At 52.8% G+C, this 22,993-nt stretch carries 24 protein-coding genes; 9 read left to right on the plus strand and 15 right to left on the minus strand.

What is annotated here, in order from left to right:
- Nucleotide 1: 1 nt before the first annotated feature.
- From ABJM21_RS00860 to ABJM21_RS00880, 5 genes are all read left to right on the plus strand, one after another.
- Nucleotides 2-433, plus strand: coding sequence for a peptidoglycan endopeptidase (locus ABJM21_RS00860; protein ID WP_348302457.1), 432 nt, complete (start codon nt 2-4; stop codon nt 431-433).
- Nucleotides 434-2,635 (plus strand): phage tail protein, encoded by a 2,202-nt coding sequence (locus ABJM21_RS00865; RefSeq protein WP_348302456.1) that lies wholly within the window; start codon nt 434-436, stop codon nt 2,633-2,635.
- Between the two features lie 43 nt (nt 2,636-2,678).
- Nucleotides 2,679-3,131: a DUF2793 domain-containing protein gene (locus tag ABJM21_RS00870; protein ID WP_348302455.1), complete on the plus strand. Its 453-nt coding sequence runs from the start codon at nt 2,679-2,681 to the stop codon at nt 3,129-3,131.
- 183 nt (nt 3,132-3,314) lie between these two features.
- The gene (locus ABJM21_RS00875) at nt 3,315-4,421 is read left to right on the plus strand and encodes an OmpA family protein (RefSeq protein WP_348302454.1); all 1,107 of its coding nucleotides are present in this window, start codon (nt 3,315-3,317) and stop codon (nt 4,419-4,421) included.
- 193 nt (nt 4,422-4,614) lie between these two features.
- On the plus strand, nt 4,615-5,115 hold the full coding sequence (locus ABJM21_RS00880) for an AHH domain-containing protein (protein WP_348302453.1): 501 nt from the start codon (nt 4,615-4,617) through the stop codon (nt 5,113-5,115).
- Between the two features lie 8 nt (nt 5,116-5,123).
- On the opposite strand, the gene purQ is transcribed toward ABJM21_RS00880, so the two are convergent.
- The 7 genes from purQ to ABJM21_RS00915 form a co-directional block, all read right to left on the minus strand.
- Nucleotides 5,124-5,780 carry a phosphoribosylformylglycinamidine synthase subunit PurQ gene (gene purQ / locus ABJM21_RS00885; protein WP_348302452.1) on the minus strand — a complete coding sequence of 219 codons (657 nt, stop codon included), beginning with the start codon at nt 5,778-5,780 and terminating at the stop codon, nt 5,124-5,126.
- A 3-nt stretch (nt 5,781-5,783) separates the two neighbouring features.
- Nucleotides 5,784-6,038 (minus strand): phosphoribosylformylglycinamidine synthase subunit PurS, encoded by a 255-nt coding sequence (gene purS / locus ABJM21_RS00890; protein ID WP_348302451.1) that lies wholly within the window; start codon nt 6,036-6,038, stop codon nt 5,784-5,786.
- 117 nt (nt 6,039-6,155) lie between these two features.
- Complete coding sequence (locus tag ABJM21_RS00895; RefSeq protein ID WP_348302450.1) at nt 6,156-7,610, minus strand: surface lipoprotein assembly modifier; 1,455 nt, start codon at nt 7,608-7,610, stop codon at nt 6,156-6,158.
- A gap of 9 nt (nt 7,611-7,619) precedes the next feature.
- On the minus strand, nt 7,620-8,864 hold the full coding sequence (locus ABJM21_RS00900; protein WP_348302449.1) for a hypothetical protein: 1,245 nt from the start codon (nt 8,862-8,864) through the stop codon (nt 7,620-7,622).
- A 155-nt stretch (nt 8,865-9,019) separates the two neighbouring features.
- The gene (gene purC, locus ABJM21_RS00905) at nt 9,020-9,799 is read right to left on the minus strand and encodes a phosphoribosylaminoimidazolesuccinocarboxamide synthase (protein WP_348302448.1); all 780 of its coding nucleotides are present in this window, start codon (nt 9,797-9,799) and stop codon (nt 9,020-9,022) included.
- Nucleotides 9,800-9,920: 121 nt separating this feature from the next.
- On the minus strand, nt 9,921-10,838 hold the full coding sequence (locus ABJM21_RS00910) for a DUF4349 domain-containing protein (RefSeq protein WP_348302447.1): 918 nt from the start codon (nt 10,836-10,838) through the stop codon (nt 9,921-9,923).
- A gap of 90 nt (nt 10,839-10,928) precedes the next feature.
- Nucleotides 10,929-11,840: a DUF4349 domain-containing protein gene (locus ABJM21_RS00915; RefSeq protein WP_348302446.1), complete on the minus strand. Its 912-nt coding sequence runs from the start codon at nt 11,838-11,840 to the stop codon at nt 10,929-10,931.
- A 176-nt stretch (nt 11,841-12,016) separates the two neighbouring features.
- Between ABJM21_RS00915 and ABJM21_RS00920 the strand changes: the two genes are divergently transcribed.
- On the plus strand, nt 12,017-12,466 hold the full coding sequence (locus ABJM21_RS00920; protein WP_348302445.1) for a hypothetical protein: 450 nt from the start codon (nt 12,017-12,019) through the stop codon (nt 12,464-12,466).
- Here the strand turns inward: ABJM21_RS00920 and ABJM21_RS00925 are convergent.
- A complete protein-coding gene (locus tag ABJM21_RS00925; protein ID WP_348302444.1) occupies nt 12,463-12,999 on the minus strand; it encodes a hypothetical protein in 537 nt (178 codons plus the stop codon). The two genes, ABJM21_RS00920 and ABJM21_RS00925, sit on opposite strands and share 4 nt — an antisense overlap.
- 80 nt (nt 13,000-13,079) lie before the next feature.
- Here ABJM21_RS00925 and parC point away from each other — a divergent pair, with 80 nt between their 5' ends.
- Both parC and ABJM21_RS00935 read left to right on the plus strand, forming a co-directional pair.
- Nucleotides 13,080-15,353 (plus strand): DNA topoisomerase IV subunit A, encoded by a 2,274-nt coding sequence (parC, locus tag ABJM21_RS00930; protein WP_348302443.1) that lies wholly within the window; start codon nt 13,080-13,082, stop codon nt 15,351-15,353.
- 186 nt (nt 15,354-15,539) lie between these two features.
- A complete protein-coding gene (locus tag ABJM21_RS00935; RefSeq protein WP_348302442.1) occupies nt 15,540-16,253 on the plus strand; it encodes a PEPxxWA-CTERM sorting domain-containing protein in 714 nt (237 codons plus the stop codon).
- A 92-nt stretch (nt 16,254-16,345) separates the two neighbouring features.
- Here ABJM21_RS00935 and ABJM21_RS00940 read toward each other — a convergent pair whose 3' ends face one another.
- The 6 genes from ABJM21_RS00940 to ABJM21_RS00965 are packed head-to-tail and all read right to left on the minus strand — an operon-like array spanning nt 16,346 to nt 20,613.
- On the minus strand, nt 16,346-16,771 hold the full coding sequence (locus tag ABJM21_RS00940; protein ID WP_348302441.1) for a nuclear transport factor 2 family protein: 426 nt from the start codon (nt 16,769-16,771) through the stop codon (nt 16,346-16,348).
- A 36-nt stretch (nt 16,772-16,807) separates the two neighbouring features.
- The gene (locus ABJM21_RS00945) at nt 16,808-17,647 is read right to left on the minus strand and encodes an SDR family NAD(P)-dependent oxidoreductase (protein ID WP_348302440.1); all 840 of its coding nucleotides are present in this window, start codon (nt 17,645-17,647) and stop codon (nt 16,808-16,810) included.
- Between the two features lie 30 nt (nt 17,648-17,677).
- On the minus strand, nt 17,678-18,877 hold the full coding sequence (locus tag ABJM21_RS00950; protein ID WP_348302439.1) for a CCA tRNA nucleotidyltransferase: 1,200 nt from the start codon (nt 18,875-18,877) through the stop codon (nt 17,678-17,680).
- The gene (locus tag ABJM21_RS00955; RefSeq protein ID WP_348302438.1) at nt 18,874-19,485 is read right to left on the minus strand and encodes a CoA pyrophosphatase; all 612 of its coding nucleotides are present in this window, start codon (nt 19,483-19,485) and stop codon (nt 18,874-18,876) included. The genes ABJM21_RS00950 and ABJM21_RS00955 overlap by 4 nt, the downstream gene beginning before the upstream one ends.
- Complete coding sequence (locus tag ABJM21_RS00960; protein ID WP_348302437.1) at nt 19,482-20,048, minus strand: DUF1285 domain-containing protein; 567 nt, start codon at nt 20,046-20,048, stop codon at nt 19,482-19,484. Before ABJM21_RS00960 ends, ABJM21_RS00955 begins: the two co-directional genes overlap by 4 nt.
- 40 nt (nt 20,049-20,088) lie before the next feature.
- Entirely contained in the window at nt 20,089-20,613 is a 525-nt protein-coding gene (locus ABJM21_RS00965; protein ID WP_348302436.1) for an N-acetyltransferase, read from the minus strand.
- Between the two features lie 170 nt (nt 20,614-20,783).
- Between ABJM21_RS00965 and ABJM21_RS00970 the strand changes: the two genes are divergently transcribed.
- Nucleotides 20,784-21,635: a DUF1499 domain-containing protein gene (locus ABJM21_RS00970; protein WP_348302435.1), complete on the plus strand. Its 852-nt coding sequence runs from the start codon at nt 20,784-20,786 to the stop codon at nt 21,633-21,635.
- A 7-nt stretch (nt 21,636-21,642) separates the two neighbouring features.
- Here the strand turns inward: ABJM21_RS00970 and ABJM21_RS00975 are convergent, their stop codons facing one another.
- Nucleotides 21,643-22,830 (minus strand): PQQ-dependent sugar dehydrogenase, encoded by a 1,188-nt coding sequence (locus tag ABJM21_RS00975; protein WP_348302434.1) that lies wholly within the window; start codon nt 22,828-22,830, stop codon nt 21,643-21,645.
- Nucleotides 22,831-22,993: the final 163 nt, after the last annotated feature.

Consider the following 22,993-nt stretch of genomic DNA (forward strand, 5'->3'; position numbering starts at 1 on the left):
AATGACATCCAATGAATCGCAAACAGACCGTTCCGCCATGATTGCCGAAATGGCGCTGCAACTATGCGGCGCCGATTTCCGGCTGCATGGTCGCAGCCCGGATCATGGACTGGACTGCATTGGATTGGCGGCCCAATGCCTCGATGCAGCTGATATGACCTGCGATATTCCCACCGGCTATTCCATCCGTGGCGGGTCCGCCGAGCAGATCGAAGACGTGATGACGCTCGCTGGATTTGCAGCCCTTGCGCCCGATGAAGCACCAAAAGAGGGCGATATCGTGCTGGTAAAGCCTAGCCCGATTCAATGGCATTTGATGGTGAAAACCGAGGGCGGTTTTGTCCATGCTCATGCCGGGCTGGGTCAAGTGGTTTTCACGCCCGGCTCGGCGCAATGGCCGATCGAAAAAATCTTTAGAATAGGGGAGAGCTAGATGGCGACCTTGGTTTTGACCGCCGTGGGCACGGCTCTGGGCGGGCCGATTGGCGGCGCACTGGGCGGGCTGCTTGGGCAGCAAGTAGATCAGAATATCCTGTTCAAACCAAAAGGCGTAGAAGGTCCGCGCTTGCAGGAACTGGCGGTGCAAACCTCAAGCTATGGTTCGCAAATACCCCGGATCTTCGGTAAAATGCGAGTTGCCGGGACTGTGATCTGGGCCACCGATCTCAAGGAAACGAGAGAGACGCGCGGCGGCGGCAAGCGACGCCCGAGCAGCACAACCTACAGCTATTCCGTCAGCTTTGCTGTTGCGCTGTCGAGCCGAAATATTGAAAATATTGGCAGGATATGGGCGGACGGGAAAATCTTTCGTGGCAGGGCTGAGGATTTCAAAACCGAAACGGGATTTCGGTTTTACAAGGGCCGTGAAGATCAAGCTGCTGATGGCCTTATCGCCAGTGCTGAGGCGGCGGCAGGAACGCCAGCCTATCGCGGACTCGCCCTAGCGGTGTTTGAGGATATGGATTTGACGGATTATGGCAATCGCATCCCGTCATTGACCTTCGAAATTATCGCTGACGACGGGACGGTAAGCCTCGGCACCATTGTCGATGATATCTCTGGACATGCAATCGGAACATCTGCGGATGAGACGCTTCAGGGATTTACCGCTGCGGGGCAAAATCGCCGCGAAGTTTTGGACGCGATCAGTGATAATTTTTCGCTGTCATTCCAATCTGTATCGTCCGGAAAAATAGATGTGAAATCCCGTGAGTTGGCTACAAATGATGTAGTCTTTGCTATGGGTGATCAAATATTGTCCAGTCGGAATGGCCGGCCTGTTGACCGCGCCGAAACGCAAATCTTGCCCGAGACCAAATTACCACGGAAATTTGCACTACGCTATTATGAACCAGCGCGGGACTATCAGTCGGGCTTGCAAAATGCGTTTCGCCCCGGATTGAGCAGAGTGGTGCTTGATCGCGATTTTCCGGCTGCCATGTCCGCCGCGCAGGCGAAACAAATCGCTCAGGAAAAGCTATGGTCTCTCTATCAGGAACGCGTCACGGCGCAGGTACATATTGCCCGGACGGGACAGCCTGTTGCACCTGGGGATTTCATTCGGATCGATAATAGCGATGACATCTGGCTGGTTCGGAATTGGGAACAGAACCATATGAGCATTGCTCTGGGCCTGTCGAAAGCGACCAGTATATTGGCGGTTGCCGACAGGCCAACGGATAATGGTCGTCCGGTGAAGGAACTCGATGTGCTGGCGGGCCCTACGCGTCTCGCATTGGTTGATCTGCCCTTTGCGCTTAATGCGCCGACGCAAGTGTCCGAGAGTTCAAGACTCTATGCCGCTGCTACTGGTAATATCGGCTGGCGCAGTGCGCAGTTATTTGCGGCAGGTCCTGTTGGGACTGGCAATGATTTTATCGGACAGATTGCGGTGCCAGCTGTCATGGGAACAACATCGGAAGCTCTTGGACCCAGCGGGCGGCATATTATTGATCGGAAGAACAAGCTGTTGGTGCAGATGCACAACCGCAAGATGATCCTGAATGACGCAGACAGGGCGCAGCTGCAGGCCGGACATAATATAGCCGCCATTGGTGCAGAACTCATTCAATTTGGTTTTGCCGAGCCAATTGGCGATAGCCGTTACCTGCTCTCCCATATTTTGCGCGGTCTGGGCGGCACGGAGCAAGAAATGGACCGCCATATCGCCGCCGAAGATTTCATATTGCTCGATGGCTCCGGCCTGACCGAGATTGATGCGCGTTTCTATACGCCTTTTCAGTCCTTCCAATTGTCAGCGGTGGGGAGGGGAGATGATGAGCCGGTATTGCGTTTGATTGAAGCACCGGGTCGCGCCCTCAAACCCTGGTCTCCGGTTCATCCACGCTATGACTTCAACGCGCAAGGAGACCTTGAAATTGGCTGGACCCGGCGTTCGCGTGCCGGACTAACATGGCCGGATAATATCGAGATACCACTGGCCGAGGAAACCGAGCTTTATCGTATCAATATCGGGCCAAATGTAGCTCTCGAGACGGTGCTGCCATCAGCCACTATTTCGGCAGATCAGGTGCAGGACTATCGGGACTCTGGGGCAACGAAGCTGGCCATCGAGGTGCGGCAGGTTGGCCGCCACAATATTTCGGACGCCCTATCGTTTGTCGTGGAAATATAGATGCCTTTTTCCGGCCTGATGATATCTAATCAAAGGAAAGCAAATGACAATATTTGAAACTCCACGTTTTTCACTGCCCTTACTGGCTGCCGGACAGGCGCATAAAGAGCTATTTCACAATGACGCGCTTTTATTACTTGATTTCTTAATTCATCCGGTGGTTCAAGCTGTCGCAGATGACCCGCAAGATTTATCGCCAGCGGCTGGCCAATGCTGGCTCATCGGTCCTGCAGCTGTTGCCGAATGGAGCGGTAAGGACAATCAGATTGCAGGTTGGTCAGATGGTGGATGGCATTTCATTAAACCGCAGGAAACAATGAAGATTATGGTGATCGAGAGCAAGCAATCAGCATTATATCATGATGGCAACTGGCGGCTTATCCCAGCGATTGATGTGCCAGCGGGAGGTGCCATTGTCGATATAGAGGCTCGATCGACGATTGATTCGATATTGAACGCCTTAAGAATAACCGCGATTTTACCTCAAATTCCCTGAGATGATTCTCATTCTGGCTAACAATTTACCCTGTTTGCAGCACCTTAGAGGGCATTTTTTCGGTTAAATCACGAAAATGGCGACATTTTCGCAACAGTTACGCGATTTGTCGGCTTGCACTGGCTTTGGCGACAGGTTACAAAGCGCCGTGAATTCAGAACCTAAATGAGAAGGGGAATATAAATGCGGAAGCTTGCCATAGGATTGGCGCTTGCCTCCACGGCGCTCGCTTCACCTGCCCTGGCCCGTGATGGCCAATGGTATGTGGGCGTAGAAGGCGGCGCGATGCTGGTTGAAGATGTTACATCCGATATCGGTGCAAATAGTAATGCGTCAGAAGTTGACCACGATGCTGGTTACGATTTCGACGGTATTGTCGGTTATGACTTCGGCGGTTTCCGTTTGGAAACAGAAGTTGCTTACAAATCAGCAGCGGCTGATCGTCTGCAAGTCGGCGCACCAGGAATTCCATCCAATCCCAACGGAACCGGAACCTTTGCTGGTACTACTCCAATTAACGGCGAAGTTAATGCGCTGAGCTTCATGCTCAACGGTTTGCTCGACTTTGGCGATGATGACGGCATTCAAGGCTTTGTCGGCGGCGGTGTTGGTGTAGCCCGTACCGAGGTTACCAATATTTTCGCTGGTCCTTATCTTGATGATTCGGACACTGGTTTTGCTTGGCAGGCTATTGCGGGTATCCGCGCGCCACTGAGCGATAGCTGGGACGTTGGCCTGAAATATCGTTTCTTCAATGCTGACAAGATCGACCTCGTTGATCAAGTTGGCAATGATGTAAGCACCCGTTTGCGTACGCATTCGATTTTGGGTAGCTTGATCTACAACTTTGGCGGAGAACCGGATGCACCTCCACCGCCTCCACCTCCACCGCCTCCACCACCTCCACCGCCACCACCGCCGCCACCACCGGCTGCAGTATGTGCGCCTGGACCGTATATCGTGTTCTTTGACTGGGATCAGTCAGACATCACACCAGAAGCTGCTACAGTTCTGGACAATGCGGTTACAGCATATGGTGATTGTGGTTCGGCTCAGGTTATGTTGGCGGGTCACGCTGATAAATCTGGTTCAGCTAGCTATAACGTTGGTTTGTCCCAACGTCGTAACGCTTCGGTTCGTGCATATCTCGAATCACGCGGCATCGGCGGCGGAGCGATCTCCAGCGAAGCCTTCGGTGAATCGCGTCCTCGCGTTGAAACCGCAGACGGTGTTCGCGAGCCACAAAACCGGCGTGTTGAAGTTATGTACGGTCCTGGTTCAGGAAACTAATAACTTTCAATCTCGATTTAATGAAAAGGGCTGGTCTTCGGACCGGCCCTTTTTGTTTGTGCGGCTTGCAGGCTTTGCGGGACTGCAGGCCTCACTACCCAAAAGCCATATCAGTATGCTCATTTGGCCTTTCGGGGATATCCATTGATACTTGACCGCGAGGCCCAAATCATCCTTCATGGCCAAGAAGGTCATGACCCGTTTTTCAAAGATCAATCGGAAGAACGCGGAAGATTACAACCCGCATTATCAACGGCATCATCTGATACCTCTGCAAGTGGGGACGCTGCCGGACGTTTCCATTCCATTGAATACCGAGATTGTGGGCGGCTTTGACTTTAATGATTTTGACAGAAACGGGGTCTTGCTGCCGTCAGACGAGCAATTGGCCTTGGAGACCGGCCGCCCGCTCCATCGCGGACCCCATCCACGCTATAATGAGCTGGTCATTGATCGCTTGCTCCTCATCATCCGGTTGAGCGAGCAGATCAAAAGCCGGAATGAGCGCCAGACCTTTTTCCGCTTCCGGGTCAACTTGTTACAAGCAACGCTCCGCCATGTGCTACTTGGAAGCGGTTTGTCGAAGCTTCGCCTTAACAAAAGGGATCCGGGGCCATCTGCGGCGGCGTTCAGAGAGTTGGATGCGTGCGTTGATATACTCTCTTCGCAAACCCAATGGCCGCCGGTAAAATAGCGGCCGGATTAGCCCAAGAGGCTCTGAAACAATCGCAAACCATCGGTCCCGCCATGCTTGCTATCGATCGCGCGTTCGGGATGAGGCATCATGCCGAGGACATTGCCTTGCGCATTGAATATACCGGCGATATCGCGTGCTGACCCATTTATTTTCTCAGCATATCGAAATGCAATTTGGTCATCATCTTCCAGCTTGTCCAAACTCGCATCATCGGCAAAATAATTACCATCATGATGGGCAACGGGAATGTTGATCGCCTCGCCTTTGTCATAGCCCGAGGTGAAAGGAGAACCCGCTTTTTCTACGGTTAAGGCAGCATCTTTGCAGATAAACTCGATATTTTCGTTGCGCATCAAAGCACCGGGCAGCAATCCGATTTCTGTCAAAATCTGGAAGCCATTGCATACACCAAGGATTTTGATCCCGCTATCAGAGGCCTGCACCACAGCATCTATAATGGCCGAGCGCGATGCCATGGCGCCGGATCTGAGATAATCACCATAGGAAAATCCACCTGGAATAGCGATAATATCGAGACCATCGGGCAGCACGCTATCGCCGTGCCAGACCATATATGGTTTATTGCCAGTGACGGTTTCCAATGCCACCGCCATATCGCGATCGCAGTTAGAACCGGGAAAAACAAGAACAGCGGATTTCATCGGTCAGGCTTCTTCCGTCGCTTGATCGGTCATTCTTTCAATTTCAAAATTCTCGATCACGGTATTCGCTAATAGTTTTTCGCACATTTTCTCGATATCGCTATTGCTTGTTCCATCATCAACATCGAGCTCGATGAGCTTGCCTGCGCGCACGTCATTCACGCCTTTAAAGTCAAGACTTTCCAAAGCATGATGAATGGCTTTTCCCTGAGGGTCGAGGACACCGTTTTTCAGGGTCACAAATATTCTTATCTTCATGGATCTCGCTTTTCCAGTGGCCGACATGGTGCGCTCTTTCCTATAGCGCTGTCGCCACGAGGAGCAAGAGGTGGTTGTCAGATGATGGATTGAATCATCACCACTAACCCGCTGAAGTTAGAAAAATTTGGCGAGCTTGAAATTTACCCGGTGCCGGTTCATCTGATACAGTTCGTAATTGCTGTCCACGCGCGAATAATTATAGTCGACAGATGGCGAGAAGCCGAGAAACTTAACTTGGCGGCTGCCAATATAAGCGCGACCGAAACTCCGCCAGTCCTTGCGCTTCTCGGTCGAATATAGCTCTATCGCTTCATCAAATGTGGACCGGCTGATACTGCCAGAAATGCCGGCATTCAAACCGAAGGGTAATTCGCCACCAATGCCCAGATTGACACCATAGTTGATGCTAGAAAAGGCATCAGAATTGAGCAGATCGCGTCGCGCAAACAAGCTGGCGGATGCGATGAGCGATTTGCCGATGAGATGCTCATAAGTTGTATTGGCACCCAGCTGCCAACCGCTAAAGCTGTCGCTTAACTTAGAGTCTGTCCGGCGACCATCCAATTCGATGCCAACGCGTTGTCCTTGACTTAGGGCTGCCTGAAAACCTACGCGAGCGCCATATTCGCGTGTTGCCAATTTGCCGCCAAACCAGCGTTGCTGACCAACAGCTTGCACGGAAACGCTGGCATAACGCGCTATGCGGAGTTCCGGACCCACAGCGATTTGACCGACAATATCATCGGCGGCTTTGCCTTGGTAATTGATAATTTTGCTATCGGCATCAAAAAGGAACGCCAGTTTATTGCTGGCTTTTAACCGAACACCGCCTGAGAAACCGGCAATTTGTCCGATACCGGATTTTTGCCGCGCATCTTCGTCCAGTTCCAGTTCGCCTTGCGCATCGCCGAGCACAGGAAAAATCGCACCAAAATTGACATCAATCGTCTCTGCGTTGGTCGCACCGTTAATATTGGTATCGGGAGCGAAGCCAAAATCAAAACTGAACCGCCAAACGCGCTGGTCTCTCAGGATGCTGCGGGTGTTGCGAATAGTCCGGGAAATTTCGTCCGGCAGATTATCGTCATTTTGTGCCAGACGGAAATGATAGTCAGCGCTCGCTTCTTTCCCGCTCATTAAGTAGGTACGGGCAAGCTCTAGTCGAACGCGGGTTTGTCCAGGATTTTCGTCAAGAATGGAACGAAATGTCTTGATTGCCTTTTTCAGATCACCGGTTTCAACAGCTATATAGCCGGCCAGAAACTGCTGTTGCATTTTCAGATCGGGGACTTGTCCCAATGCTTCGACGAGGGGAAGAGCGCGATCATATTGCTTGGCGTGGATCAAAGCTTCGGCTTTGGCCATCATCTGGGCCGGTGTGATCTGGAAACGACATGTACCGTTCGCATCACATTTAGGCGTAGATGCCGGAACGATATTATCTGCTGCGGTCTCAACCGCCGCGTCTTCGCCTATCGCTTCCTCAGCAGCTGCCGGAACAGCGCAAAGAGAAGCGGCGAGACCGCCTCCCAAAAGAAGCGCTCGTTTTGTAGCAGCCTGTACGAACATGGTTGACCTCTAGTTGCCTCTGCCGACAAAGGTGCCCAATATATCAATCCGCTCATCCGGTGTTCCACCGACGATACGGTATCCGCCACCAATTTCTTCGCCATTGGGACCATAGAAAGCACCGTCGATACTGGATCCGGCAATATTAATATCCAGACGTCCGCCACCGGGATTGACAACCCATGCTTCGTTAAACTGACCGAAAAAACCACCTGCTGCTACTAAGTCGATTTGACCAGCACCATTGGCGCGGAACTGCGCATTTGCCAAAACGCTATGGGCGCGGCTGGTACCATCGAACAGAGGAGCGTCAACAATACCGTCAAGCGAAAGGGCGAAAGTGTTCGCGCCAAAATCAATAGAGGTATTTGCTCTCCCTGCTATCCATTGGAAATAGGTGTCCGCATTACCGGCAGAGTCAGGGAGATTGTTGAATACCATTGTAGCCAGCATTGTTCCTTCAAACGATCCGGTTCCAGACGTTGGAATGTCATCATTTGCCGCCAGTTCGCCAAAAGCAAAGGCGCCGCGTTCGAAGGTGTTGGTTTGCGTCACGATGGTGCTGGTGCTGCCATCTGCGTTGTCTATTTCGGACTGCACAACGCCGGCTCGATTACGTAGATAACCTCCGAAAGTAACATATTGCGTTTCTGTCCCAGGCGTCTGGTAAAAGAAAGTGGTGACATCGCGGCTACCCGGTGCTCCGGTATCGATAAGATCGTAGATAAATTCACCGCCCGGGCGACGTGTTAGATTATCTGAACCGCCGGACTCGAGATAGTTGATTCCCTGAAGACCAAAAGCGGCTGATTCCAAATCGGGTGTTCCAAACTGCGGTTCAAAAGCACCGCCAAAATCTGTGCGATGCAGCGGGTCTTGGAATCGGCTGGCACCACTTGTTCCGGCGAGACCGTTAGTAAAGCTGACATCAAAAATGGCGTCGCGCGGATTATAATCAACGGTTAGGTTGGAATTGCGGACTGTTTTCGCGTCGCCTTGATAAAGCTGTGAACCTTGACGCGCGCCGGCACTGCCAGCATTAACGACCTGATATTGATAACTGTGCGTACTTCCGATTGCGGTATAGGTCTTTTGTTCGGTCGGATTGACAAATGTATGGGTTTCGCCGCTGCCATCTCCGGCACCGCCTCCACCTGATCCAGTTGGTGGCGCTGCACTACCCGCAGATTGGGGGCCGGCACCGCCGCATGCGGCAAGCATTGTTGTACTGGCTAACAAGATCAAAAGACGCATCGGACAAATTCCTCACATGAGTTCCACATGAGGGCGGTGCTATCAGTCTAATGGTTAAATTCGCGTAAACCAACAGCGCAATTTATGGGTGAACTGCACGCCCTCTGGGGGACTAAATGCATCCTATCGTTTAACAACAGCCCGAAAAACTATGGTTACTTTCCGCGCTTTTTCCGTTCACTATCCAGGTCGAGCACCTCGCTAAGGCCGCCTTCCGGGAAAAGACCCATGCGCCGCGCAACTTCCTGATATGCTTCGGCTTCTCCTCCGAGATCACGGCGGAAACGGTCTTTGTCGAGCTTTTCGTTAGTCTCAATATCCCATAAACGGCAGCCATCCGGGCTGATTTCATCAGCCAAGATGATACGCGAGAAATCACCGTCAAAAAGCCGGCCGAATTCGAGTTTGAAATCTACCAATTTTATTCCGATTCCGGCGAACATCCCCGCCATGAAATCGTTAATACGGATCGCCATGGCCGAAATATCCTGCATTTCTTCCTGCGTTGCCCAGCCAAAACAGGCAATATGTTCCTCCGCGACCAGCGGGTCACCCAGCGCATCATCTTTGTAGCAATATTCGAGCAGCGTATGGGGAAGGGGTGTGCCTTCTTCAATGCCGAGGCGTTTGCTCAACGAGCCAGCGGCAACGTTGCGGACGATAACTTCGATCGGAACAATCTCAACCTGTTTTACCAATTGCTCGCGCATGTTGAGGCGGCGGATGAAATGGCTAGGTATGCCGATATGGCCGAGCAGCGTGAAAATATGCTCGCTCACGCGGTTGTTGATCACGCCCTTGCCGTTGATCGTACCCTTTTTCTCTGCGTTAAAAGCGGTCGCATCATCCTTGAAATATTGAATGATCGTGCCAGGCTCTGGTCCTTCATAAAGGATTTTGGCCTTGCCTTCATAGATTTGGCGACGACGGGACATATTGGGTTCCTACTCACAGGAAGAAGCATCAAAAACCAAGCCCCGATTGTGCGAATCAAACGGATCCGGACCAATCGGGGCAATGATTTCTCTCTATAAGCCAAACCATGAGGTGGTGCAATCAATCCTCTGTTGGTGCGGAAGGCTCGATTTTTCGCCCCCAGAAGCTGCGATCTGCGCTTTTGAACCGGCGGCGCAGATAAATTGCGAGAGCCAGCAGCAATATCCAGGGCAGCGTAACAGCGATAAAGGTAATTGCTGCGCCAACAGAATATCCCAAAGTGGAAGCAATGCCGCCAAAGGCTTCGCGGATCGGACGGGTAAAGCCGCCGGAACCCGGCACGCCCGACTGATAGTTCACCATGACTGTACTATAGGCGACACGGCCGCGCATTTCTTTAAGCCAGCTGCGGGCTTGGTCAATTTCTTCATTTACGGTCGTAACGGCGCGTTCCGCTTCGACCAGTTCAGCAACGGTGCCTTTGCGGGTTCGGAGCAATTCGGTGAGGCGTTGGGATAGCAATACCCGGCTGCGCAGGCGCGCCTCGGTATCGACAATTTTCTTGGAGAGATCTTCGCCGGTGATGGAGGCTGCGATCTGACTGCCACCGCTTTGATCCACAGCCTCGGCCAATTGTTCACCAAATGCGCGGGCCTTGGGTGCTGCAACTTCGAGGTGCAGGCGGCCTGTGGCGTAATCCCCTTCGCTGCCGCTATTCGACATGTTGAGAACGCGGCAACCATTGGCGGGCATCTGGTTGCATAGGGTGACATGCTGTTGTTGGGCTGTTGGAATTTCGGATGAAGGGAGTCGGAATCCGTAGTCATAGCTATAGGCAATTTGAGGTTGGCTGATCGGTATTTCTGTCGCAGTGCTATTGCCGTCCGCTGTTTGTTTGCGCGACATCAAAGCGGGAGCCTCCGCCTCAACGCCAGCGATATCCGTTTCGACCATATCATAGGACGCCATATTTTGCGACCCATCGGCGCAGGCGGCCAGGCTGAGAATAGCTGCGGTAATGAACAAACTTCTTGTCATGATAATTTTCTCCCAGTCGGGACGAGATGATAGAGATCAATTAACCCGACCGCCAGCCACGATTGCCAAGCGGCCGGGTAACTTGAACAATTATGCGGGCACTGGATCGAACCGCATTTTGTTGCGTTGCGAACGATAAACGCCAACACCAATCACAGCGAGCATCAGCAAGGCGAGCAAATAAGGCAACCATGGTCCGAAGGTCGAAAGGCCGACATAACTAATGCTGAGCTTTGTGTAACCGAGCTGGCTGGCAACATTGTCCAATCTCTGCTGGTTAGCATTGATGCGCGGCGCCAGCGTGGCCAGCTGTTGAGCCGCAGCTCGTTTTTCTGCACGGGTTGAGCGGCGATCATCGATGATCGCTTGCAGCCGTTCTTTTTCGGCAAGAGTGTTCTTCACTTGCAATTCGGCTTGTTCAAGCTGGCGGGTTGTGTCTGTGCCGATAATATTGGCCTCGACCCGTTCTCCGCCAAAGTCGCGGGTAATGCCGGTCATTTGATCCGCCAATATCCGCACTTTGTCTGTGGCAACATATAGTTCCAGCGAAGCGACGGCGCCAGCTATACCGTTCATTTCCTGCCGGAAATTTGCAAGGCGACACTGCTGCGCGCCCATTGCATCACAGGCTGCGACATGGGCATCTTGGACTCGGCCAAGATCGGTATCGGGCACCTCGAACTTATAATCATATGTATAAGTAAATTCTGGCATGGATGCGCGACCTACCGGATCCTTGGAACGAAGAGGTTCAGGCATCGCATTGGGTGTTGCAACGGGCCGTTGAGGCACAATATCGGGACGTATGATAGGCGCGATTTCTTCTCGTGTAGATTGTTCTGATTCTCGCACTGCAACTGTATTTGATACGACCTCGGATGCAGCAGCGGCGTCGCTATCTCGGGCGGCCACCTCATCATCTGCCGGTGCCTGTCCGCAGCCAGAAAGCATCAACGAAAATGTCAGGGAAATAATCGAAACTCTGGTAAAAATCTTACGCATTTTTTCTTCCTCTCCTCATTGGGGGAGGATTAGGATTAATGAGATAATGTTACATCGTCAACGACAAAGCGTTGCTTATATACGATGAAACGATAGCATTCCCGATTTTCCGCCTGATGTAGCTCAAATTTTTCTTTAGGCTAAATGGAAGAAAATTGCTTCCCGGGATCTTATTCATGACCAAATATGCCACCATCGATGAAGTCATGGAAACGCTATATGACTGTATCTCAGGGCCACCCGGCAGTCAGGATTGGGAGCGAGATCGCGAAATTTATCATCCACGGGCGCTCATCAATCGCACACGTATCGTTGATGGTAAGCCGGTTATCTTTCCCTTCACCTATGATGAATTTGTCGAAGCGACCGTCCCGTTGCTAGAAGGTCGTTCCTTTTACGAGATAGAAATTGGCCGCAAGACGGATGTTTTCGGACAGATTGCCCATGTCTATTCGACCTATGAAGCACGCGAGACGCCGGATCATCCGGAAATCCAGTTTCGCGGGGTGAACATGGTGCATTTATGGAATGATGCGCCCAATCGTTCTGGCCGTTGGTGGATCATGGCGATGATTTGGGACAATGAGCGCGATGGCGTTCAATTGCCCAAGGAATGGTTGGGTTAGTTTGCGCTTGGGAATAGCGGTTCCGAAGAGTCTGGTTTGCAATCAGTAAACCACTTCATCTGATGGCGCTGAGGGACACGAGTAATAAATTTACCTGTGGCCATGTCGTACCAAACGGCATCGAAGCTGCCGTCTGTCTTCAGATTGGCGCGCCAGTTGACCGCTTTATCCGTTCCTCCAAAGCGTTCGCGGCGAGGATGATCGGCGGCCGGCTCGCCAAGCACAGCCAGATTGATAACAAAGTCCGAAAGTTGGACCTCGACCTCTTTACCGTTTCGGATGGATATCCAGACCGGCGTGGCACTATGTTCAATGGTCCGGCTGGGATCGGCCGCACGTTTTGTACCCCAAGCCACACGAACCTGACAGCCACTGCGGATTCCAGAAATCAATGACTCGTGGTTCCCTGCCTGTATATTGCCGTCTCGATCATGTGCCAATGCGAGATGCCAAGGGGAGGCGGCCTGCGCTCCAGACAAAGGTGTTATACTGAACAGGGCGACAACAAGTAGGGGGGAGTCGAGTCGGATCATGCGTCATCGTTAGCTGATAATCTTCCATTGCTCAAACTTCCCACTACACAGCATGAATCCACCCTGCTATCGCTCATCCCATGAGTGATGTAACCGATCCGCCCGAAGCGGCACCAGAAGATGAATTTGACGCGATAGTCGATGCGCCCTTTGATTCGGCCTTGTCCGAACGCTACCTGATTTATGCGATGTCTACGATTACTGCGCGGTCTTTGCCGGATTTGCGCGATGGCCTGAAACCTGTGCATCGGCGGCTTCTATGGGCGATGCGCTTGCTGAAACTGGATCCGGCGCAAGGTTATAAGAAATGCGCCCGTGTTGTCGGCGATGTCATCGGTAAATATCACCCGCATGGGGATCAGTCGGTCTATGACGCCATGGTCCGTCTCGCGCAGAGTTTTGCGATGCGCTATCCGCTCGTTGATGGGCAGGGGAATTTCGGCAATATCGACGGCGATAATGCCGCTGCCTATCGGTATACCGAGGCACGGCTGACTCGCACAGCGATTGAATTGATGCACGGCCTCGACGAAGGCACTGTTGATTTCAAGCCCACTTATAATGGTGAAGATGAGGAACCGGAAGTCATGCCCGGCCTGTTCCCCAATCTGCTTGCCAATGGTGCCAGCGGTATTGCTGTGGGTATGGCGACCAGTATCCCATCCCATAATGTCCACGAGATTATCGATGCCGCAACCTTGCTGATCGAAAAACCCAAGGCCGAGCATGCCGAGATAATGGAGATCATCAAAGGGCCTGACCTTGCCACGGGCGGTACGCTGGTTGACCCGAAATCAGTCATCGATGCCGCTTATGAAAGCGGTCGCGGCGCAATGCGCGTACGTGCCAAGTGGGAAAAGGAAGATGCCGAAGGGCGCGGGGCTTGGCAGATTGTCGTCACCGAAATTCCTTATCAGGTGCAAAAGGGCAAGCTGATTGAACAGATTGCCCAGATTATCGCCGATAAGAAGCTACCCATTCTTGCCGACATCCGTGATGAATCTGACGAACAGGTTCGCATTGTGCTGGAACCCAAAAGCCGCGCGGTCGATCCCGATGACCTTATGAACGCGCTATACCGGATGAGCGATCTGGAAAACCGTTTCTCGCTGAACATGAATGTGCTCGACAAGGACCGCACGCCCAAAGTCATGGGTATTACCGAAGTTCTGCAACATTGGATCGTCCATCAAATTGAAGTGCTGGTGCGCCGGTCCCAACACCGCATGGACAAGATTGATGCGCGGCTGGAGCTGCTCGAAGGCTATATTATTGCCTATCTCAATCTCGACCGTGTGATCGAGATTATCCGTAATAATGACGAACCAAAACCGATGCTGATGGAGGAGTTTAAGCTTACCGACCGTCAGGCAGAGGCGATCCTCAACATGCGGCTGCGGTCACTGCGCAAGCTTGAAGAAATGGAGTTGCGGACCGAGCGGGACAAGCTGCTCGAAGAGCGCGAGGGATTGGCAAAACTGATCGAAAGCCCTGCTCGGCAGAAGACAAGGCTTAAAAAAGACTTGGCGGCGATGCGCAAATTATATGCCGAGGATACGGACCTAGGCGCACGTCGGACGATGCTGGAAGAAGCAGCGCCAGCCCGGGAAATTTCGCTCGAAGCCTTTATCGAGAAAGAACCGGTCACTGTGATCATGTCCCAGCGCGGCTGGATCAAGGCGATGAAAGGTCATGCCGATCTCAGCGCTCCGGATAGCTTCAAGTTCAAGGAGGGGGACGGTCCGAAATTCGCCTTCCACGCTCAGACGACCGACAAGCTGCTCATGTGCTGTGACAATGGTCGTTTCTATACGTTGGGCGCCGATAAATTACCGGGTGCCCGCGGTTTTGGGGAACCCGTCGCCTCAATGGTAGACATGGATCCCGGTGCGGAACCTAAGGCGATGATGGTTGCGGACATGAAAGCGAAATTGCTGATTGCCTCAACATGGGGGCGTGGCTTTGTCACGAATATTGCCGATGTAGTTGCCGAAACCAAAAAGGGCCGCCAGGTCGTGAACCTGAAAGGCGACGCGAAATTACTGGTCGTCCGCCCCGTGTCAGAAGGTGCAGACCATGTCGCCGCCATTGGAGAGAACCGCAAGCTAGTAGTATTCGCACTGTCCGAAATGCCGGAGATGGCCAAGGGGCAGGGCGTCATGCTGCAACGCTATAAAGATGGCGGCCTGTCAGACGCGACGGTTTTCAAACTTGAAGAAGGCCTAAGCTGGGCAATGGGAGGCGACACCGGCCGGACGCGGACCGAGCATGATCTGACCATGTGGCGGGTTGCACGCGGGGCCGCGGGAAGACTGCCGCCAACGGGTTTTCCGAAGACGGGTAAGTTTGACTGACGTGTAACGCAAAGTCTCACTTTGGCACAAAAGTGTAAAAGGTTAACAAATCCTTGCCAAAAGTTTGACTTTTCACGGTTTTCCCGGCCATTGAAGCAATAACGGATGGTCGTGAGGGGTCGCGCTCGATTCGATTTCGTTATGTTTTAACGTGTAACGCCAGCTTTTCTGGCGAAAGGGCATATAATGCGTAAGTTTCTAGCAGCAGTCGCTTTGACGGCGATGACGACTTCACCAGCCTTTGCTGGCGTTGTCTTTTCAGACAATTTCGACAGTGAAAATGGCGGTGCAACTGCACTCAACTACACCGGTTATGCGAATTTTGCATCAACCGGAGCTGGCAGAACCGACCTAGTTGCAGATGGTGATTTCTCGATCGCTTGTTCCGGTTCTTGCGTCGATTTGGATGGCTCACCAGGTCCAGGTACGCTTACTAGCCTCGATAGCTTTGCGTTTAATACAGGCGATTTTGTCCGGCTGACGTTTGACATTGGTGGCAGTCAACGGAGTTCCGGTAGCGACAATTTTTCTGCTGGTTTCACATTCGGTGCCGCGACATTGCTTAACGACTATGGCTTCAATTTTAGTGGTTCAGACAATGTCGTGATACCATCAACCAGCACCACGAATATAACAACGAGCTCGTCTGTTGCTTTTGATGCACCGTTCTTCACCCGGTCGATATTTTTCACGGCCGGATCAGCCGGTTCATTAAACTTCAACTTTGGTTCCAGCAGTTCAGACAATGTTGGGCCTTTGCTTGACAATGTGTCACTGGAAATCGGCGCTCCTGTTCCTGAGCCGGCGACCTGGGCGATGATGATTTTTGGTTTCGGACTGGTTGGAGGCGCGCTACGGCGTAACCGCAAGTCGGTAAAAGCAACACCAGCTCTAGCCTAATTCCTGCAGCCTCGCGTTGCGGGGTGACGAGTATGAAATTAACAAGAGCTTCCCGCCTGTGCGGGAAGCTCTTTTTCTTTGCCGCTATCCAGTCATTTTTTCATATACCATAACGCATTAACAATGAGCCATTTCCCGTCAAAATTACCCATGTGGAAATAATCGACAAACCAAGGTGTTTCGAGCCGAACCGAGGCAGCGTTGCCGGTCACATCGAGGATTTTGCAAGTGCGATCCCATTTATCGGCAGGCGTTTTCAGAGCACCGCGCTTGGTGAGGGAAACAAGCTCTTCTTTGCTCATTCGCCGCAGCCCGAAGCTTTCGTACTGCTGGTCTCCAACGACTGCACGTTTGGCGAGATCAGGGTGCAGCGATCGTGCGACGCGATCAGGGTCTCCTTCAAGCTGGCCGTCAATATAGTCGTGACAGGTTGAATCAATGGCCGCTAGCGTCGCCGCATCTGATCCAATTGGCTGGCTTGCCGCTACTGCGGTAATAACAATCGCAATGAATTCCATGATCTGAGCCTCTCTCCTGAAACTAGTTTAGTGGCCTCAACCTGCATCCTTTTTCTGAAAAGCCGGAAAATCAGAGCAAGCATCATAGTCGGCCTTGATCATCGCATAACGCTGGTCAATTGCCCCTGCAAATTCGGGATGGGAGAAAATATAGAGCCTATCCGCCTCTACACATTGTGCAGTCCATTCCGCCACATCGGCGGGATCGAGCCCGCTGTCGATAACGGCGGCCATGGTTTGGAATTGTGGATCACTTTCGTCTCTTCCGCCAGTTGGTTTGTCAAAGGCGCTGCGGTGAATATTGGTTTTGACCCATGCCGGACACAAGATGCTCACACCGATATTGCTGGGCGCGAGTTCTTGCTTCAATCCTTCCGAATAGCCGACAACGGCGAATTTCGTCGCGTTATAGGGTGCCATTCCGGGCGCTGCTCCATGACCGGCCATGGATGCCGTGTTGATAAAATAGCCGCCTTCCCCATGGCTTTGGATCAACGGCGTGAAGATTTCCACGCCAAGAGCAACGCCGATCAGGTTGATATCGACGATCCAGCGCCAATCCTTCATATCAATTTCGCCGGGCCTGCCGCCTATCGCGACACCGGCATTATTGACGACGATATGGACCTTGCCAAACCGGTCAATCGTTGCCTGAGCGGCCGCACGCATCTGTGCTTCATCCGCTACGTCGCAAAGGACAGTCCCAACCTCTGCGCCGGTTGCCGTCAGAGCGGCGGCGGCCTCGTCCAACTTGTCCTGATTGATATCCGCCAACATGATCTTGACGCCGCGTGCCGCCAGCGCACCCGCAATGGCAAATCCAATACCCGCCGCTCCGCCAGTAATAAAGCTGACCATGTCTTTGTTGATCTTCATAATTTTGTCCTTTTATAATCGGCGTTGGGGCTAGTGACCCTTGATAATGTCTCTGGCAAGCGTGCGTACCCGGTCTTCATCGGGAAATTGTTCGTTAATCCATGCGGCTTCGACGGCCTTCAAGCTCTCCGCGACAATCGGTCCAGGTTTGAGGCCCATAGCTATCAAATCACCGCCGGTCATTGGGAGTACCGGCTTTGACCAGTCTTTCAATATAGCAAGGCTGGCATCGAGATCATGATCTGCTGCAAACAGCAAGGCAATGTCCCGCGCAGCATCTGCACCATGATAGTAGGCGATAGCTGGGATATCCGAAACAGAGGGTTCCAATGCCGACAACCGGTCAGCCACCGCGCGGCGCAATTTCTTAGAGAATTTTAGGCTGGTGACGATCTGTGCCGTTATGTCCGTATCTTTCGGGAGCAGGCCGACCAGACGTCGTACCGGATCGGGCGGAATATCGTGGGCTTCCTCTCGCAAAATTAGCACGGCCAATTGGGAGCCTGCATCAGGATCAATCTCAGCGACAATATTTGCAAAAACATCTGCTTCGACCATTTCTTGAACGGCATAGACGGGGTCGGCCGCGCTGAGTAATTTCATCAACTCGTCCGCTACGCGTTCGCGTGATAATTTGGCTAGCTCCCGCGCAGCTTTCCGGCAGGCATCGAATGTCTCCTGATCGACATCATGTTGTCCGAACCGCGCGAGAAAGCGGAAATAGCGCATGATCCGTAAATGGTCTTCGGCGATCCTTTGTTCAGCAGACCCGATAAAGCGGATATGATGCTTTTCCAGATCGGCCAATCCGCCGAAATAGTCGTATATCTCCAGAGTGTCCGGATCAGCAAACAGCGCATTGATGGTAAAATCCCGGCGTGCCGCATCCTCTTTCCAGTCGTCACTAAATGCAACCGTTGCTCTTCGCCCGTCGGTCGAGACATCGCGGCGCAAGGTAGTGATTTCCACGGGGCCATCTTCGGTCACCGCCGTTACCGTGCCATGTTCAATACCGGTGGGAATGGCATTAATATTTGCGTCTTTGAGCCGTGTGATTACGGCATCAGGTTTTAATGTCGTTGCGAGATCAATATCCTTTGCGGGGATCGACAGTAATGTGTCCCTTACCGCACCGCCGACAAAGCGGGTCGCTCCTTGGTCACCATCAAGCACTGCAATCAAGTCTTTCAACGACTGCTGTTGATTCCAAGGGGCTTTCGGTAGCTTCATGATAACCAATCCAACCGCTTTGATAGATTGACCAAAATCCCTGCAGTAATTCCCCATATTCGACGATTTTGCCAGTTAATTTGGTAATATTGGCGGCGGTTGCCGCGCCATTCTCCGACATGGGTATTCTGATTTCGCGGGTTGAGGACAAAGTCTAGCGGGGCTTCGAACCAGTCGTCCACTTCTTCCGGACAGGGAACCAGCGGTAGGTCCGGTGGGATCACGCCGATAATGGGCTGGATATTATAGCCGCTGCCCGAATGATAGCGGTCAGTTGGTCCGATAATATCCACCGCCGTCGGATCTAGCTGCACTTCCTCTTCGGCTTCCCGCAGGGCTGCGTGGACGGCGTCTTTATCCTCTGGATCAATTTTGCCGCCGGGAAAGGCGACCTGCCCGGGGTGATTGCGCATATGATCGGGGCGCTGGACCAATATGACTCCCGGGTTGGGGCGATCGGTAATCGCGATCAATACGGCCGCACTCCGAAGGCTATTCAAGTCTTTGATAAAATCACGTTCATCGGACAGTGCATGGTCAAGGTCATTGGCATGGCCGCTGCGCAGCGCGTGCGAAAGCTTGGTTCTGAGGTTGAGAGGACTGGTCATGCTGGCCGATCAATTGGGAAAAAAGCACCATGGCTCCAAAGGCCAAAGGGATCGAGATCATCCTCCAGCACATATTCCGCCAGTTCATAATATACTGGCCGCGCCAATACCGCTTCCAGTCCGCCGCGCACCAACACATAAGGTTGAGGCGCTTTCGTGGTAGTTGGAAAGCGGATGGGATGTTCGGTATCGGCAACGACCAGATGGTCGGTGTTGAGCCGAAAGGCCATTTTGCGGTCTTTGCCCTGCCCTTCGCTTTCCATCTGAACGGCGATGAATGGCGCGTCTTCCACTGCGATGCTGAGTTTTTGATAGGGCGTGACTAGTGCAAAGCTGCCATCTGCTTCGCGCCGCAACAAAGTTGAAAAGGCGCGCACCATCGCCGGCCGGTTGATTGGGGAGCCCTGATGAAGCCAACTGCCATCGGCGTTGATCCGCATTTCGCTGTCGCCGGTTTCCTCTGGCCGCCACTCGTCCACTGGCGGTAATTTCTGGGCCTCAGCCAGTTCCGCAATTTCGGAAAGGGACAGCGAGGCCAGTTCAGGAGGTGGAGCATAGGGCATGGCTATGGCCTATTGCGGCAGGTCGCTTTTGTAAACGGGTTCAGTTAGTTGCAGGACGGATCCACGGCCCCAGTTTGCCTTTTTCAGGCAGCGCTGCTTCTTTAGGTGCGCGCACGAGCAGCCGCTCCGGATCCCATGGTCCGGGTAGACTCCATCCGCCCGTCCGCTCAGGCGAGAAGCCGAAGAAGCGGTCATAATAGGCCGGGTCACCGATCATGACGAGCGGCAGGCTTTCATCCTGTTGCAGTTCTTTGAGCAAACCGGTCATCAGCGCCTGACCAATGCCTTCTCCCTGACAATCGGGATAGACCGCCACCGGGCCGACCATGATCATCGGGTGCATTTTGCCCGCGTCATCGGTGAGCGCAACTGGCCAGCATTGTAGCGAACCAAGTAGCTCATTCTCCGCCATATTCACGGCCGCAACACTCAATCCTTCCAGCATGTCCATGCCATCGCGCACTTTGTAGGCCGTGCGCTGGCTACGCAGCTTGCCAAAAGCAGCATCGAGCAGATCCTCGACCAGTGCGGGATCGATTTCGGCAAGAGGAATGATGGTGGTCAATTTATTGTTCCCGATATTCGGTATATTCGTTGTTGCAGCGTGCGCATCTAACCGCATTATTCGGCAGTGTCGAGCAGCAGAATGCGGAGCGGAAAACAAGCCGGTGCCGGGATGATTGCAAGATCGTAAAGGGCGGTCTAAAAGACTGACTTTATACAGGAGTTTGCTGGGTGGATAATCAAGACAATGGGACCGATCCGGTTGCCGAGGGCAATGTAACAATCAAGGCCGGTCGGCTGGCTTCGCTGCGCAACGATCCGAAAGGCTGGACCGTCCTGGTTTTAGCCGCTGCTGCAGTCATTGTATTTTTTGGATCCGCCTTTGGTGCAGGCATAGGCCTTTGGGGCTGGCAGGCCGGCCTTTCGGCTTTGCCCTGGACCGGGCTGGTGGCTTTGATTGCTTTGATCATTGCCATAGTCGGGATCATATTGGACCGCCGTAAAGAGCGTAAGACACGTTGGCCGCTGCTCGGTATAGGAGCGATAGTTTCGCTTGGTTTTGTTGGCTATCTGGCAAGCTATGCGATGACCATTGCATCGCTTCCGGCCATTCATGATATCACCACCGATCTGGCTGATCCGCCGCAATTTTCGGCCCTATCCTTGCGGGCAGACAATTGGGACAATATCCCGGGTGCCGACGACAGTGCAATGCGCGGCATGAACCCGCGTCAACGGTGGGCCACCCTGCATCAGGATGCTTATTCGGATATTCGTTCCGTTCGTATCGACCAACCAGTTGCCGAAGTTATCGAGAAAGCGAAGCGATTGGCGGAAGATCGTGGATGGGAGGTCGCCAATGTCGACCCCGCATCCGGTCATTTGGAAGCCACAGCCACGATTTCCCTTTTCCGTTTTAAAGATGACGTGGTCATTCGTGCCCGCGCCGCAGAAAACGGCCAAGCTAGCATTATCGACATGCGGTCGGTGTCCCGGGTTGGTGTTCATGATCTTGGTGCCAACGCCAAGCGTGTGCGTCAGTTCCTGAGTGATTTGTCAGGAACAACAACAACCGCTTCTTGAACTGGTGCTATTTTGGCGGTGTGAGCTTCAGCAGCCTGCCGCCTTCGCCATCTTCCAGCACCCATAGGGCACCTTCTGGTCCCTGTTCGACTTCACGGATGCGCCGTTCCATAGCGTAGCGTTCCGCTTCTTGTGCGGTCTCGCCATCAAAGGACACGCGAATAATCGCTTCGCTAGCTAGACCGCCGATAAAGGCGCTGCCTTTCCATGCGGGGAAGAGGTCATCAGAGTAAATGATCATTCCAGATGGCGCGATGGTCGGGACCCAGGCCACTTTCGGGGCCGCGAATTCGGGGCGCGTATCGTGGTTCGGAATTTTCTTGCCATCATAATGATCGCCTTCGGAAACAATCGGATAGCCATAGTTGGCTTTCGGCTGAACGAGATTGAGCTCGTCTCCGTCTTTCGGACCCATTTCCTGGTTCCAAAGCCTGCTTTCGCTATCGAATGCCATACCAAGGATATTGCGGTGTCCGAGAGACCAGATTTCCGGCAGCACATTTTCCTGACCAACAAATGGGTTATCTTCCGGAACACTACCATCTGGATAGAGCCGAACGATCTTGCCAAGATTCCCGGTCATATCCTGTGACGGATCAAATTTCTGACGTTCGCCGGATCCGATGAACAGATATTTGCCATCGGGTGAGAATACGATGCGATGGGAATAGTGCCCACGGCCAGTCACTTTCGGGTTTTGGGTCCAGATCGTCGTAAGATTGGAAAGCGCTGGCGCTTCGGCTTCTACACCTGGTTCATTCGGGGCCAAAGACAGATCCGCATGTGCTACAACAGCGCCTCTTGTATCATCTTCCCCCGCTTCAACCCAACTCAGGTAGATGCGCCCGCTGGTCGCGAAATCGGGGGATAGTACGACATCACCAAATCCGCCTTGCCCGCCATAATCCACTTCCGGGATGTTAAATATCGGCGTTTTCTCGCCTCTTTGATCAACCAGGAACAATTTGCCCTTTTTCTCGGTAACCAGCATCCGGCCGTCGGGCAGGAAGGTCATGGCCCATGGTTCATCGAAACTGGTGACTTCAGTTTTTTCAAAAGGTTTGCGATCGACGGGTGAGATATCTGCAAGAGGCTGTGCCTCTTCTCCGCCAGCTTGTGTGGCCTGCGCGTCGTCGCCATTACTGCATGCGAGAAGGACGATTGATAATCCGGTAGCAAGAGTGAGATTTCTCATTTGTTTTCCTATGATCATTTTCCAGGGCGGTCCAATAAGTTACGGGGTGATAGAATAAGATGCTAATTGCCAATTTGTCCAAAAATATAACGGATTAATCAGATAATTCATAGAATATTCGGGCCTGAAAACTGATGTTCACGGGTTACTTACCATTTCTGGT

The organism is Parasphingorhabdus sp., assembly GCF_039977335.1.
GTDB lineage: Bacteria > Pseudomonadota > Alphaproteobacteria > Sphingomonadales > Sphingomonadaceae > Parasphingorhabdus.

Excerpts from the sequence above, each read along its gene's own strand:
- ABJM21_RS00975 (WP_348302434.1), bottom strand. The coding sequence starts at position 22,830 with ATGAGAAATCTCACTCTTGCTACCGGATTATCAATCGTCCTTCTCGCA.
- ABJM21_RS00955 (WP_348302438.1), bottom strand. The coding sequence starts at position 19,485 with ATGACCAGTCCTCTCAACCTCAGAACCAAGCTTTCGCACGCGCTGCGC.
- ABJM21_RS00935 (WP_348302442.1), top strand. The coding sequence starts at position 15,540 with ATGCGTAAGTTTCTAGCAGCAGTCGCTTTGACGGCGATGACGACTTCA.
- ABJM21_RS00920 (WP_348302445.1), top strand. The coding sequence starts at position 12,017 with ATGACCAAATATGCCACCATCGATGAAGTCATGGAAACGCTATATGAC.
- ABJM21_RS00910 (WP_348302447.1), bottom strand. The coding sequence starts at position 10,838 with ATGACAAGAAGTTTGTTCATTACCGCAGCTATTCTCAGCCTGGCCGCC.
- purS (WP_348302451.1), bottom strand. The coding sequence starts at position 6,038 with ATGAAGATAAGAATATTTGTGACCCTGAAAAACGGTGTCCTCGACCCT.
- ABJM21_RS00875 (WP_348302454.1), top strand. The coding sequence starts at position 3,315 with ATGCGGAAGCTTGCCATAGGATTGGCGCTTGCCTCCACGGCGCTCGCT.
- parC (WP_348302443.1), top strand. The coding sequence starts at position 13,080 with ATGAGTGATGTAACCGATCCGCCCGAAGCGGCACCAGAAGATGAATTT.
- ABJM21_RS00870 (WP_348302455.1), top strand. The coding sequence starts at position 2,679 with ATGACAATATTTGAAACTCCACGTTTTTCACTGCCCTTACTGGCTGCC.
- ABJM21_RS00960 (WP_348302437.1), bottom strand. The coding sequence starts at position 20,048 with ATGCCCTATGCTCCACCTCCTGAACTGGCCTCGCTGTCCCTTTCCGAA.
- ABJM21_RS00880 (WP_348302453.1), top strand. The coding sequence starts at position 4,615 with ATGACCCGTTTTTCAAAGATCAATCGGAAGAACGCGGAAGATTACAAC.
- ABJM21_RS00915 (WP_348302446.1), bottom strand. The coding sequence starts at position 11,840 with ATGCGTAAGATTTTTACCAGAGTTTCGATTATTTCCCTGACATTTTCG.
- ABJM21_RS00950 (WP_348302439.1), bottom strand. The coding sequence starts at position 18,877 with ATGAAGCTACCGAAAGCCCCTTGGAATCAACAGCAGTCGTTGAAAGAC.
- ABJM21_RS00925 (WP_348302444.1), bottom strand. The coding sequence starts at position 12,999 with ATGATCCGACTCGACTCCCCCCTACTTGTTGTCGCCCTGTTCAGTATA.
- ABJM21_RS00860 (WP_348302457.1), top strand. The coding sequence starts at position 2 with ATGACATCCAATGAATCGCAAACAGACCGTTCCGCCATGATTGCCGAA.
- ABJM21_RS00900 (WP_348302449.1), bottom strand. The coding sequence starts at position 8,864 with ATGCGTCTTTTGATCTTGTTAGCCAGTACAACAATGCTTGCCGCATGC.
- ABJM21_RS00940 (WP_348302441.1), bottom strand. The coding sequence starts at position 16,771 with ATGGAATTCATTGCGATTGTTATTACCGCAGTAGCGGCAAGCCAGCCA.
- ABJM21_RS00895 (WP_348302450.1), bottom strand. The coding sequence starts at position 7,610 with ATGTTCGTACAGGCTGCTACAAAACGAGCGCTTCTTTTGGGAGGCGGT.
- ABJM21_RS00865 (WP_348302456.1), top strand. The coding sequence starts at position 434 with ATGGCGACCTTGGTTTTGACCGCCGTGGGCACGGCTCTGGGCGGGCCG.
- purC (WP_348302448.1), bottom strand. The coding sequence starts at position 9,799 with ATGTCCCGTCGTCGCCAAATCTATGAAGGCAAGGCCAAAATCCTTTAT.
- ABJM21_RS00945 (WP_348302440.1), bottom strand. The coding sequence starts at position 17,647 with ATGAAGATCAACAAAGACATGGTCAGCTTTATTACTGGCGGAGCGGCG.
- purQ (WP_348302452.1), bottom strand. The coding sequence starts at position 5,780 with ATGAAATCCGCTGTTCTTGTTTTTCCCGGTTCTAACTGCGATCGCGAT.